General features: G+C 39.9%; 11 protein-coding genes, 1 riboswitch and 1 other annotated feature (1 of these 13 only partly in view). Of the genes, 4 read left to right on the plus strand and 7 right to left on the minus strand.

The window, feature by feature from the left end; all coding sequences use genetic code 11:
- Positions 1 to 82 (minus strand) — a binding site (T-box leader) (it extends 127 nt beyond the left edge of the window).
- A 153-nt stretch (positions 83 to 235) separates the two neighbouring features.
- A complete protein-coding gene (locus tag DT250_RS01230; protein ID WP_149212355.1) occupies positions 236 to 550 on the plus strand; it encodes a hypothetical protein in 315 nt (104 codons plus the stop codon).
- Positions 551 to 625: 75 nt separating this feature from the next.
- Here the strand turns inward: DT250_RS01230 and DT250_RS01235 are convergent, their stop codons facing one another.
- Positions 626 to 1,747: an AI-2E family transporter gene (locus DT250_RS01235; RefSeq protein WP_048546503.1), complete on the minus strand. Its 1,122-nt coding sequence runs from the start codon at positions 1,745 to 1,747 to the stop codon at positions 626 to 628.
- Between the two features lie 63 nt (positions 1,748 to 1,810).
- Entirely contained in the window at positions 1,811 to 2,059 is a 249-nt protein-coding gene (locus tag DT250_RS01240; RefSeq protein ID WP_088609535.1) for a GlsB/YeaQ/YmgE family stress response membrane protein, read from the minus strand.
- A gap of 136 nt (positions 2,060 to 2,195) precedes the next feature.
- Here DT250_RS01240 and DT250_RS01245 point away from each other — a divergent pair, with 136 nt between their 5' ends.
- The gene (locus DT250_RS01245) at positions 2,196 to 2,657 is read left to right on the plus strand and encodes a GNAT family N-acetyltransferase (protein WP_097907285.1); all 462 of its coding nucleotides are present in this window, start codon (positions 2,196 to 2,198) and stop codon (positions 2,655 to 2,657) included.
- 38 nt (positions 2,658 to 2,695) lie between these two features.
- A riboswitch (cyclic di-AMP (ydaO/yuaA leader) is annotated at positions 2,696 to 2,838 on the plus strand.
- A 96-nt stretch (positions 2,839 to 2,934) separates the two neighbouring features.
- The gene (locus DT250_RS31540) at positions 2,935 to 3,078 is read left to right on the plus strand and encodes a hypothetical protein (RefSeq protein ID WP_000945246.1); all 144 of its coding nucleotides are present in this window, start codon (positions 2,935 to 2,937) and stop codon (positions 3,076 to 3,078) included.
- Positions 3,079 to 3,132: 54 nt separating this feature from the next.
- Here DT250_RS31540 and DT250_RS01250 read toward each other — a convergent pair whose 3' ends face one another.
- The 4 genes from DT250_RS01250 to DT250_RS01265 all read right to left on the minus strand — a co-directional run bounded on the left by DT250_RS01250 (position 3,133) and on the right by DT250_RS01265 (position 9,663).
- The gene (locus DT250_RS01250; RefSeq protein WP_149212356.1) at positions 3,133 to 5,646 is read right to left on the minus strand and encodes a BC_3345 family exosporium-associated protein; all 2,514 of its coding nucleotides are present in this window, start codon (positions 5,644 to 5,646) and stop codon (positions 3,133 to 3,135) included.
- 22 nt (positions 5,647 to 5,668) lie between these two features.
- On the minus strand, positions 5,669 to 8,176 hold the full coding sequence (locus DT250_RS01255; protein WP_149212357.1) for a collagen-like protein: 2,508 nt from the start codon (positions 8,174 to 8,176) through the stop codon (positions 5,669 to 5,671).
- 147 nt (positions 8,177 to 8,323) lie between these two features.
- Positions 8,324 to 9,079, minus strand: a complete 756-nt coding sequence (locus tag DT250_RS01260; RefSeq protein ID WP_088064059.1) for a class I SAM-dependent methyltransferase — start codon at positions 9,077 to 9,079, stop codon at positions 8,324 to 8,326.
- A gap of 41 nt (positions 9,080 to 9,120) precedes the next feature.
- Entirely contained in the window at positions 9,121 to 9,663 is a 543-nt protein-coding gene (locus DT250_RS01265) for a CGNR zinc finger domain-containing protein (protein WP_142291783.1), read from the minus strand.
- A 112-nt stretch (positions 9,664 to 9,775) separates the two neighbouring features.
- Between DT250_RS01265 and DT250_RS01270 the strand changes: the two genes are divergently transcribed.
- Entirely contained in the window at positions 9,776 to 10,972 is a 1,197-nt protein-coding gene (locus tag DT250_RS01270; RefSeq protein ID WP_106382904.1) for an MDR family MFS transporter, read from the plus strand.
- A gap of 81 nt (positions 10,973 to 11,053) precedes the next feature.
- Here DT250_RS01270 and DT250_RS01275 read toward each other — a convergent pair whose 3' ends face one another.
- Positions 11,054 to 11,968, minus strand: a complete 915-nt coding sequence (locus tag DT250_RS01275) for a tetratricopeptide repeat protein (protein WP_149212358.1) — start codon at positions 11,966 to 11,968, stop codon at positions 11,054 to 11,056.
- Between the last annotated feature and the right edge of the window lie 317 nt (positions 11,969 to 12,285).

Below are 12,285 nucleotides of genomic sequence, written 5' to 3' on the forward strand. Positions count from 1 at the left end.
TATTCATCCCTTACTGATTTCCACCACATATCAGCTCTCTGCAAAGTTTTGAATATGTACTCTTCTCTTTCATTGCTTTTCGTTATTTTTTTACAGTTTATCACATTTCTCGTTCTCTCAAAACTGAATTTTCTATTTTTATTAAGTTTTAACAATAGTTATTACCAATTTATTCCGAACGATATATAATCAATATATATAGAATTAATTTGTAATACAAAAACGAGGTGATGTCATGGGTTGTTTTACTAAAAAGAATGATACGTTTAAGATTGATGTATTTAAGAACGATGATAATAGTCACGATGATACTTTAGGGGTAATTATACATTTCACACCTATCGCAATATATTTATACACCTGCGATGAGTACATAGAAACATTTGACGGTGCGCTCACTTTTGAAAATGAGAACGGAAATCAAGTAGAAATCGGGGGTACCTTCATTTCTCTTGAAGTAGATGCTAATTTTCGCATGGACGATTTAATTTTTGATTACAAACTAAAGGAAAGCAATCTACCTATCATTGAATTAAAAGCCTACGCATAAGGTTTATTTGTTTACTTCAACAAGAGTATAAATAAAAAAAGGGCTAAAACAGTTTTATCTGTTTTAGCTCTTCTTTTACGTATTCAACTTAACAAATCTATAACTATGCGTTACTAACACTTTTAATATCGCATATCCTGGAATTGCTAAAATAATCCCCATAATTCCAAATAAATTTCCGGCAGTTAAAATAATAAAAATGATAGTAATTGGGTGAATGTCTAGCTTTTTTCCCATAACTTGCGGAGAAATAAATTTACCTTCTGCTAATTGTACGACCATCATTACAATAATTACTTTTAACACCATTGCTGGCGAGTCAATAAATGCGATAATTAATGCTGGTGTAATTGCAATGATTGGTCCTACGTACGGAACGATATTTACAATCATTGCTAAAATAGCGAGTAATACCGCATATTTAATACCAATAATAAGGTAACCGATTAATAGCATAATACCGATAAACAAGCTAACGATAATTTGTCCTCTAATATACGAGCTAATCGCATAATGCATATCATCTAGTATTCTCATCGCTGCTGGTTGTCTTTGCTCTGAAATAAACTTTAAAAAGTGATTCGGTAATTGTTCACCATCTTTTAAAAGATAGAACAATATAAACGGAACCATTACAAACGTTAAAACGACCTCTGTAACAGTACTTAAAAATCCAGTTACATTTCCAGTTACTGATGATAGCGACTTCGTAAAATCAACTGTGTAGTCTTTTACCATACTCGCTACATCAATATTTAAATTCTCTTGAATTTTGCCTAGTAAATTACTTTCCCCGAATCTACGTGCTGCTCGTTCAATTTCATGACCGAAATACGGTAAGTTATCTATTAATGCATCAATTTGATCTTTAATAATCGGGATTACTGTTACAACTAAAAATACAAATAATCCTAGTACTATTATATATATAGAAGCGATTGATACGATTCTTGAAACACCTTTCTTTTCTAAAAGCGAAACGAATGGATGCAAAATATAAAATAGCACTCCCGCTAATAATACGGGGAAGAAAATTGTTTTTAAAAAGACGATAAACGGAGTAAAAACAAAAGAAATTTTCGTTAGCAGTAATATGTTAATAAACAATAACGCAAAGCCGAGTAACACCGCTAAATAATTTTGTTCTCTAAAAAACTTTTTCAACTTATCTCTTTTTCTAATATTTAATTTCTCCAATGAAACCACCTCTTCGAATGATGAAAAGCCCTTATTCAGGGCTTTTCATCATGATCTATATCTTTATTTTCTTGCAGCTTTCACTACAAATGATACAATAAGAATTAATACGATTGCACCTAATAATGCTGGCACGACATGAATCCCACCAAATGATGGCCCAAAAGCTCCAAATAGTCTACCACCTAATGAAGCACCTAACAAACCTGCGATAATATTTCCAAACATACCACCCGGAAAATTTTTACCCGTTATAGAACCTGCAATTGCACCTATAATAGCACCAACTATTAATGTGATAATCCATCCCATCTTTAGCCCTCCATTTCTATTATGGTGTATTTCTTTTTCATACTAAATTGTTATGTAACTATTATAATTATTATATCCAATAAAGAAAAATCTTGTCAAATCTATGAAAATAAAGTCTATAAGGAGGTTTTACCCTATGATTCAAAAATTAGTAACAACTTCTCACAACACCGCTACTTCTATTTTAAACATTCAAATACCCGCTTATGAAATTGAAGCAAAATATATAAATAGTACGGCTATTCCTCGTCTTTATGATACTGTAACCGATATTCAATTATGTGATGAAATTTTTTACGGCTATTTTTATGAAGATACACTTGCTGGGTTTATTTCTTTTAAAATGGATGAAGAGGAAGTTGATATTCATCGTTTAGTAGTATCCCCCGATCATTTTCATAAAGGAATCGCCACAAAACTACTACTTTATGTATTTGACATGTTCTCCCCTTCACAAACATATATTGTACAAACAGGGAAAGAAAATACACCTGCTCTGTCTTTATATAAAAAACATGGATTTATTAAAATAAATGATATTATATTACCCGATGGAGTGGTTTTAACCTCACTCAAAAAATCAGAAAACATAAAATAGTTTGACTCATCAATTTATTTATGTTATCCTTTACTTTATAAATCCTTTTGCTGAGTCCAAATTTTGGAGCGGGGGAACCATTTTTGTAGCCATGCTACTTGGGGCGAATCTTATTTAAGTAGGGAAACTCTCACTTCCCGAGTCCGACAGCTAACCTCGTAAGCGTAATGGGAGAGGAAGGTGCTTTTTGCCTATGTTACACAGTGTACCTCCTTAATTATAAATATGGGATCGATACCAATAGACACCTATATTTATAGAAAAGGAGACATGTATAATGTTACGTTTATCTGATCACGCAATAAAAATGATGGAGCAAAGACTTCGACTCGAACAACATCGCACATATCAAGCTAATAAAGTTGTAGATAACTTACATCACAAATACTTCTTTCAACATATTTTTCAACCGAAAAGATAAAGAAAAAAACACAAGGTGTGTCTATACAGACATTCCTTGTGTTTTTTATATTCCTTATAGTATTCTCACTACATTTAAACTTGCCGTAATCGCACCTGCTATAGTCGTCACATGCCCTACACCTAACGGGCCATTTTGTAATATTAATGTTGAATTAGCACTCGTTACATTCACAAGAAGCGTATTTGAAATGGCAGGTTCGATTACTACCGTTGATGTCGTCACATTTTGTATGAAACTCCCTGTTACTTGTGTTCCATTTAATAGCAACCTAACAGATACTGTCTCATTCCCACCAGTCGCGTCCCCTTGGAAATAGTAGCTTACTAAATATATTCCTGGTGTGGATACTGTGACAGTTGTAGCACTAGTTAAAGATACACCAGTTCCATATACAGTGGATCCAGAATTAATTGGGATGTTGGCATTTGCTGCAATTGTACTTGTTGAGGTAGAGAAGAAATAGCCGCCACCTGTTGATATAGCAGACGATCCAGTTGCTCCGGTTAAGCCGGTTGGGCCCGTAGCACCTGTTGGGCCTGTTATTCCCGTTCCCCCTGTTGCTCCTGTTATTCCTTGGATTCCTTGGATTCCTGTCGGTCCTGTTGCACCAGTCGATCCAGTCGCTCCGGTTGCTCCGGTTGCTCCCGTCACACCTTGTGGGCCTTGAATTCCTTGGATTCCTTGTGGGCCTGTTATTCCAGTCACTCCGGTTGCTCCCGTCGGACCCGTTATCCCCTGTGGGCCTTGGATTCCTTGGATTCCTTGTGGACCCGTTACTCCCGTCGCTCCAGTCGCTCCCGTTGGTCCGGTTACTCCTTGTGGGCCTTGGATTCCTTGAGGACCTTGAGGGCCCGTTACTCCCGTCGGACCTGTTGCTCCTGTTGCTCCGGTTGGACCCGTCGAGCCAGTTATACCTTGTATGCCTTGAGGTCCAGTTGGGCCTGTTGGACCAATCGGACCTTGAATTCCTTGCAGACCTTGAATTCCCTGTGGACCGGTTGGACCCTGGATTCCTTGTATTCCCTGAATTCCTTGCGGGCCTGTTGCACCCGTTGGACCAGTTGGACCCTCTGGACCTTGCACTCCTTGTATTCCAGTCGCACCGGTTGGACCTATATCCCCTTGTGGACCTTGAATTCCTTGGATTCCTTGAGGACCAGTTGGACCTGTTATACCACTTATCCCTTGCACTCCTTGTAAACCTTGAGGACCGGTTGGACCGAGTGGACCTTGGATTCCTTGCAGACCTTGTAAGCCTGTTGGTCCAGTTGCTCCCATTACTCCTTGCTCACCTTGTATTCCTTGTATTCCTTGCGGGCCTGTTGGACCAATTGGACCTTGTGCCCCTTGCACTCCTTGTTGACCGGTTGGGCCTGTTGCTCCTATCGGTCCCTGTACTCCTTGTAGACCTTGTAAACCCTTTGGACCGGTTGCTCCCATTACTCCTTGTGGACCTTGAATACCTTGATCACCCGTTGGACCGGTTACCCCCATCGGTCCCTGTACTCCTTGCAAACCTGTTAAACCGGTTGCCCCTGTCGGTCCCTGTATTCCTTGCACTCCTTGAATTCCAGTCGCTCCTGTTGCTCCGGTCGCCCCGGTTGCCCCTGTTGCTCCAGTCGGACCTGTTGGACCTCCCGGTGATCCTGCTGGACCCGTTGGACCTGTTGGGCCTCCTGGTGGACCTGTTGGACCCGTTGCTCCTGTTGGACCTGTTGCAGATCCAGTTGGACCTGTTACTCCCGCCTGACCTGTCGAGCCGGTTGGACCTGGATCTCCTTGCAAGCCAGTTGCCCCTGTTGGGCCTATTACACCTTGCACCCCTTGAATTCCTTGAGAGCCGGTTGGACCGGTTAGACCCATCTCACCTTGTGGACCTTGTAAACCTTGAATGCCAGTTGCTCCTGTTGGTCCCATCGGCCCTTGTGGACCTTGTATTCCTTGAGAACCTGTTGGACCAGTTGGACCAATTGGCCCTTGAATGCCTTGTATTCCTGTTACCCCTTGTAAACCACTACTCCCTAAATTACCTTGAACACCTTGTATACCCGTATTTCCAGTTGGACCAGTTGGACCGATTTCTCCTTGCACTCCTTGTATACCTTGTATTCCGGTTGGGCCGGTTAGACCAATTTCTCCTTGCACTCCTTGTATACCTTGTATTCCGGTTGGACCTGTTTCTCCCATTGGTCCAGGTATTCCTTGTATCCCTTGAATACCTGTTGGACCAGTCGGACCCCTTTCGCCTTGTATACCTTGAACACCTTGAATTCCCCGTGGACCTTGTTCCCCCATCGGACCTTGACTACCTTGAGCACCTTGTGGTCCTGTTAAGCCAGTTGGACCAGTTGGGCCAATTTCTCCCTGCACCCCTTGCACTCCTTGAATTCCTGTCGGACCTGTTGGACCAATTGGTCCTTGTACGCCTTGTATTCCTTGCGGGCCAGTCGGTCCACCTAAAGAACCTGTCGGACCCGTTGGACCTGTTGGCCCCGTAATACCTGACGCCGGAAAAGGAATAGGTGCTTGAAACTTACTACACTTATCTTGATCCCTCACAAGCATCTCCCCCGTTATAACTAACGTGTCAAACTATTTTTAATACATTTAAACTAGCTGTTATCACTCCAGATAATGTCGTTACATGCCCAATAGCTAATGGACCATTTTGCAAAGATAAAGTAGCATTTGAAGAAGTAACATTAATGACCATCGTATTCGAAACCGCTGGTTCTAATACAAAAGTACCTCCTGTAACATAAAAAATAAAACTCCCTGCGACTTGCGTTCCATTTAAAGTAAGACTCACAGAAATCGTTTCATTCCCCCCATTTGGATCACCTTGAAAATAATAGCTTACTAAATATATTCCCGGCGTACTTAACGTTACAGTTGTTGCATTTGTTAAACTGACACCGGAACCAAAAGTTGTAGATCCAGAATTGATTGGTATTAACGCATTCGCTGCAATTGCACTCGTTGAAGTAGAAAAGAAATAACCGCCACCGCTAGGTAAGCCAGTCGCTCCTGTTGCACCTACAATTCCTAAAAAACCTATAGGCCCTTGACTACCAGTTGCTCCAGTAGGTCCCACAGCTCCAATCGGCCCTTGACTACCTTGCGCTCCGGCTGGCCCTTGACTACCACTAACGCCTGTCATTCCACTTACTCCAGTTGGGCCTTGCAAACCTTGAATACCTTGAGTACCTTGTATTCCAGTTACTCCGGTTGCTCCGGTAGGTCCTGTACTTCCTGTACTTCCTTGTATCCCTATAATCCCTTGAACGCCTTGTATCCCTTGTACTCCGGTCGCCCCTGTTGCTCCGGTCGCTCCTGTTTCTCCAGTTACACCCGTAATCCCAACATTTCCTTGTGGTCCTTCGGGTCCCTCGATACCTTGCGCCCCTTGCACTCCTTGTGGGCCTGTTATCCCGCTTTCTCCTATATTCCCTTGAAGGCCTCTAATTCCTTGTGCACCTGTCGGGCCTGTTATTCCTTGTATCCCTTGCATACCTTGAGAACCTTGCGCTCCTGTTGGGCCTACTATACCTTGTGTTCCTTGAGGACCTTGGAGACCGATGGCACCAGTTGGACCGATTATTCCTTGGACTCCTTGAAGACCTTGAGCACCTTGACCACCAGTTAATCCAATTTCCCCTTGTATTCCTTGAGGTCCTTGTATTCCTTGAACGCCAGCTGCTCCTGTTTCCCCTCGTATTCCTTGGGGACCTTGTATCCCTTGTGCTCCAGCTGCTCCTGTTTCCCCTCGTATTCCTTGGGGACCTTGGGCTCCAGCCGCTCCTGTTGTGCCTGTGGGACCGATTATTCCTTGTAACCCTTGTATTCCTTGTGCTCCTGTTGGACCTGTTATCCCTTGTATTCCTTGCACACCTTTAGGACCTTCTGCACCAGTTGGACCGATTTCTCCCTGTGGACCTTGAGTTCCTTGGGGACCTTCTGCGCCAGTTGCTCCTGTTATTCCTTGAACTCCTTGTATTCCTTGTGCACCTTGTACGCCAGCTACACCAATTATCCCTTGAGAACCTTGTGCTCCCCTTGCACCCTGAGCACCAGTGGGACCCGTTATACCTTGTAAACCTTGCGCTCCTATTGCACCAGTTCCCCCTGTTACACCACGTTCACCAGTTTCACCCGTTGGACCTGTTGGTCCCCCAGGTGGACCGGGCGGGCCAGATGGACCAGTCACTCCACTAGAGGGACCAATTGGACCGGTTATTCCTGTTGGTCCTCCAGGTGGACCTTCTGCACCTTGTGTACCAGTAGACCCAGTTGCTCCTGTTATTCCTCGTATTCCTTTTGGTCCTTGAAAACCTGTGGATCCCCTTACTCCTTGTATCCCTTGTATTCCTTGTGGACCTTGAGGACCTATTACACCTGTTATCCCCTTTATTCCACTTATACCTTGAGGTCCTTGTATTCCAGTAGAACCTGTAGGGCCAGTTACACCTTGTATCCCTTGATCACCTTGGTGCCCTTGCTCTCCAGTAATTCCTTGTATTCCTTGTGGACCTTCTTCTCCTTGTATACCTGTAGTTCCGTCCTCCCCTTGAATTCCTTGCACTCCTTGGGGACCTTGTGGACCTGTTACACCTGTAATACCAGCTTCACCTACCACACCTTGCATTCCTTGTGCTCCCGTTTGTCCTCGTTCGCCTATTTCTCCTTGTATTCCTTGGATGCCTTGTATACCTTGACTACCAGCAGGGCCTGTAATTCCTTGTATTCCTTCTAGTCCTTGTAATCCAATATCGCCAACAGGACCTTGCTCTCCAATTAATCCTTGAGGACCTTGTAAGCCGACTGGACCTGTAATTCCTTGCTCTCCAGTATCACCAATGGCACCTTGTATTCCTTGAGCTCCTGCTGTTCCTCGCGAACCTTGTATACCTTGAATACCTTGAGAGCCTTGTGGACCCGTTGCTCCTAAAGGCCCAGTGATTCCCGGAGGCCCGACAGGACCTTCATGCCCTCCAGTTGGACCAGTTGGACCACTATTACCAGTAGGACCCGTTGCTCCTATAAGCGGAAGAGGCAGTGCCACTCCAAATTTTTTGCACTTTCTATGATGACGCACAACAATCCCCCTTCCCCAAAATAATTACACCTTTTATATGAAATGCATTTTTATAAGAAAAGTACACCTCTGAACTCATTTTTCAAAAAATAAAGAAGCCTATCATTTCATTTATTTAAAATGATAGGCTTCTTTTTATAAAGCACTTTACTTTCTCGCCTTAATAATAAAGGTAGTCGGCACCATCCTAGCTTTACATAAAGAATAATATTTCGTAGACGGCGCAGCTAACTCTCCATCAAACGAGCTTGATGGTTCAGGCTCTTCTATTCTCTCCATTGTAAATCCCGCTCTATTTAACTCATTTATGTATGTACTTATTTTTCTCTTATATAATGTCGCTTGTACATTTTCCCCTTTAAATGTTTCAAACGTAATAGGTGTTTCCTCATGGTAAGAAGACTTTAAAGCAATTTCTTCTGTACCATACTGTAAATTTGAATATATTGGATGCTCCCAACTAAAGATAAAACTTCCTCCTGGCTTTACATATGAATAAATCAGTTCCAACGTTTTTCGTAAATTCGAAGTCCAACCTAATGCATAAATGGAATATACAATATCAAAATATCCTTTTGGAATATCCGATTCTTCTTCCATTGCTCCGCATATTAACTTTGGATTCCAACACTTTAAAGTTTCATTCGCTGTTTTAATTTGTTCACTTGAAAGATCAAGCCCCCATAACTCTTCCGCACCATGCTCTCCCATATATTGCAGCGAATGCCCACTTCCACATCCAATATCAAGAACCTTTTTATTTCTAATTGAATCGAACATATGAATCTCATCTTCAGACGCCGTATACGGACCATATTTCGGTAAACAATCCACTTGAAAGAAATATGGTGCAACTGTATCCCAACACTTTTTATTTAAAGCTAACATTTGTGTCCCTTTCATATTCTACATTCCCCCATCCAATTTTCTTCCCCTAATATAAATTACACATTATAACCCGATCTCCCTTTTCTCTTCGCCCGATAATTTTTCACTTTCGCAATCGTACCGCACGCTCTTCCTCCTGCTTCTCCAGCATACATACCGCACCATCTTTTACTTCCATTTCGCGAATGATCATAAAATACCCAGCGGCAATCTGGGCATGCTTTTAACCTTCCCCACAAATTTTCTTGAATCGCCATTAAAACCACGCTTAATACTTTTGTATATACATTCTCTTCGTGCACAGGCTCATATGTAATACCTTTCATATCTTCCTTTACATGTACATGAAATGGGTATTTCTCTAACCATTTTTGCAATGATTTTCCGCCTTCAATTGCCACCCGAATATCTTCTCGAAAACTTTTTAATTCCTCTATCGTATGGAATGGAACCTCTTCATGAAAATATTCTTTCATAAAGAGCTTTATATCCTCTTCTGTTTGCAGCATGTCAATTGGCTCTCTCGTATCGTTTGGTATTTTCCATGTATTTAAAAATTCCCGAATATATTCTAATTCATTTGGTGCATTTTGATTCAATTCCATCCACCTTCTTCTTAAAATTTACTTTTTTCTGACTTTATGTATAATTATAATATAAATTAGTTAACCATTAAATAATTTTACTGGTTACAACATTAGGAGGAGTTCTATGAAAAGTTTCTCAATACCGATACGTTTCATGCTTATTTCTTCATTCTTTATGTCTTTTGGCTATTTTGCAGTATACGCATTTTTAGCTATTTATCTATTAAGCTTTCTTCATTTTTCTGCTGTCCAAGTAGGAACAGTGTTGACGGTTATGACAATCACATCAAGAGTTATCCCTTTATTCTCAGGATTAATTGCTGACAAAATAGGCTATATCATTATGATGATAGCCGGATTATTTTTAAGAGGAATCGGATTTATCGCTTTAGGAATATGCTCTGATTTCTATACAATTTCTATTTCTTCTGCACTTATTGGCTTCGGAACCGCATTTTACGAACCTGCTGCGCGCGCCATATTCGGCTCACAACCAGCTCATATGAGAAAAAATTTATTTACATATTTAAACCTTAGTTTTAATTGCGGTGCAATAATCGGACCAATTGCAGGAGGGTTCTTACTCTTACTCAATCCCATCTATGCTTTCTCTCTAACAGGATCACTTATGCTGTTATTCGCTTTTATCTTTTACTTACTTAAAAATCACTTTCAAGTCACTACTGAAAACACGTCTATTACATTTGGAATACAGGCTATCTTACAAAACAAGCCTTTTCTTCTGTTTTCATTTATCATGATTTTCTTCTATATTATGTTTACTCAGCTTACTGTCGCACTTCCACTTCATATGAAAAACATTAGTAATAGCAATCAGCTTGCTACACTCGTTATTACGATAAATGCAATGACAGGCGTCATATTTATGGTATTATTTCGTAAACTATTTCATAAATACAATACACTTTCGATTATTAAATACGGTGTTTTATTAATGAGTTTTTCTTTTTTACTCATTCCTTTATTTCCACACCCATATTGGCTATTTATTTGTGTAATTTTATTTACAATTGGCGAAACACTCGTATTACCTAACGCTGATATTGCTATTGCAAATTACAGTAACGAATCATATACAGCTACTTACTTCGGATTTTATCAACTATCACTCGCATTTGGTTTTATCATCGGTAATTATACCGGTACATCTTTTACATCCAACTTAAGCGGAATGTATACACCATGGCTTATTTTCGGTGGAATTGGACTTATCGGTTTTATTTCACTACATATTTTAAATATTAAAAAAGAGAGCTCTAAAGAAGATATATACCTATGTAATGAGACGAAACATCTTTAACACATTACAATTGAGATGGTACCTTTAGACAACCAGCCTATAATAAAAAATTCGACCATCATATGTGACAGTCGAATTTTTTTATTCTTCATATTCAAGATGATTATGTCTTTTACAACCAAACAAATAACAAGCCCCTATATGATAAGTTTCAAATTCTAACCCTGGAACATATCCAGATTTGATACGTTCTATCATTTTTTTATAACAATGATTCTCTTCTGTATATTCCTCAATTAACTCTTTCTTATCTTTTTCTGTCCAGTTTTCTTCTACTTCTTCATTTTGAACATCTTCTATTTCTGCTGTTTTCGCTTCGATAGATTCCCGTATAACTTCATTTATACGGGTGAAATTATTAGCTTTATATAAAGCATAAACAAATCTACCAATCCAATTGGGGCTTTTCCAAACTTCTTTATACCCCTTTTCGAAGCATTCAATTGCTTCTTTATAGCAATTCAACTCAACATATAAATCTGCTACATGAATTTCTCCTACAAAATCATCAGATTTCCTGTTAAAAGCATCTAACTTCTCTTTCGCTTCTGTCGTTCGCCCTAAATCAATTAAACATTTTACATAACTATACATTATATAGTCCGAATCCCCTGCCACTCGCAAGAAAAATTCCGAAGCTTTTTCTAACTCTCCAAGGTTATAATGCGCTACAGCTACATTGTGAAATGCTTCATTGGATGGTTGCATCGAAATAGACTTTTGTAATACTTCTTTCGCTTCTTCCCACTTTTCTTGTTTCGTGTAAATTTCCCCTAAGATGTTATAAGGAAAGTATGAGGAAGGATTCAACTTAACAACTTCTTTTATTAATTCAAGAGCTTTAGCATCATTCTCTTCCTCATAAAAGTACATCCAAGCAAGATTATTGAGAGATTGTACACCTCTAGATTCATGTACAACTCGTTGAAACAGTTCCATTGCTTCCTCATATTCATTTTGTTCAAACATTTCAATTGCCTTCTCGTTAATGTTCAAGTAACTACCTCCGAAGTGAATGAATTCATCTATTCCACATCGTTATTTTAATATGAAAAAATTGTAATTTCCATAAAAATAAGTTCTTTCGCCTGTCTACATGTCATCATATAGTTGGATAGCCAATTCATAATGATTTTGACAACACTGCTTTCTACAGAAAATATATACCTACTGGAAAGATACTGATTTAAAACAATAAGTACACTTTTCAAACCCCTTAAATTGGATATACAGCCTATTTAAATTTACATATTATGGTACAATTAAAAAGAGTGCTAGCTAAACAGTTACGTTCCACACTAGCAGTCTAGCAA

The sequence above is a fragment of the Bacillus sp. AR2-1 genome (genome assembly GCF_008368755.1).
GTDB classification, from domain to species: domain Bacteria; phylum Bacillota; class Bacilli; order Bacillales; family Bacillaceae_G; genus Bacillus_A; species Bacillus_A wiedmannii.

Coding starts and splice junctions, on each gene's coding strand:
- DT250_RS01260 (WP_088064059.1), bottom strand. CDS start 9,079: ATGAAAGGGACACAAATGTTAGCTTTAAATAAAAAGTGTTGGGATACA.
- DT250_RS31540 (WP_000945246.1), top strand. CDS start 2,935: ATGTTACGTTTATCTGATCACGCAATAAAAATGATGGAGCAAAGACTT.
- DT250_RS01230 (WP_149212355.1), top strand. CDS start 236: ATGGGTTGTTTTACTAAAAAGAATGATACGTTTAAGATTGATGTATTT.
- DT250_RS01245 (WP_097907285.1), top strand. CDS start 2,196: ATGATTCAAAAATTAGTAACAACTTCTCACAACACCGCTACTTCTATT.
- DT250_RS01250 (WP_149212356.1), bottom strand. CDS start 5,646: ATGCTTGTGAGGGATCAAGATAAGTGTAGTAAGTTTCAAGCACCTATT.
- DT250_RS01270 (WP_106382904.1), top strand. CDS start 9,776: ATGAAAAGTTTCTCAATACCGATACGTTTCATGCTTATTTCTTCATTC.
- DT250_RS01240 (WP_088609535.1), bottom strand. CDS start 2,059: ATGGGATGGATTATCACATTAATAGTTGGTGCTATTATAGGTGCAATT.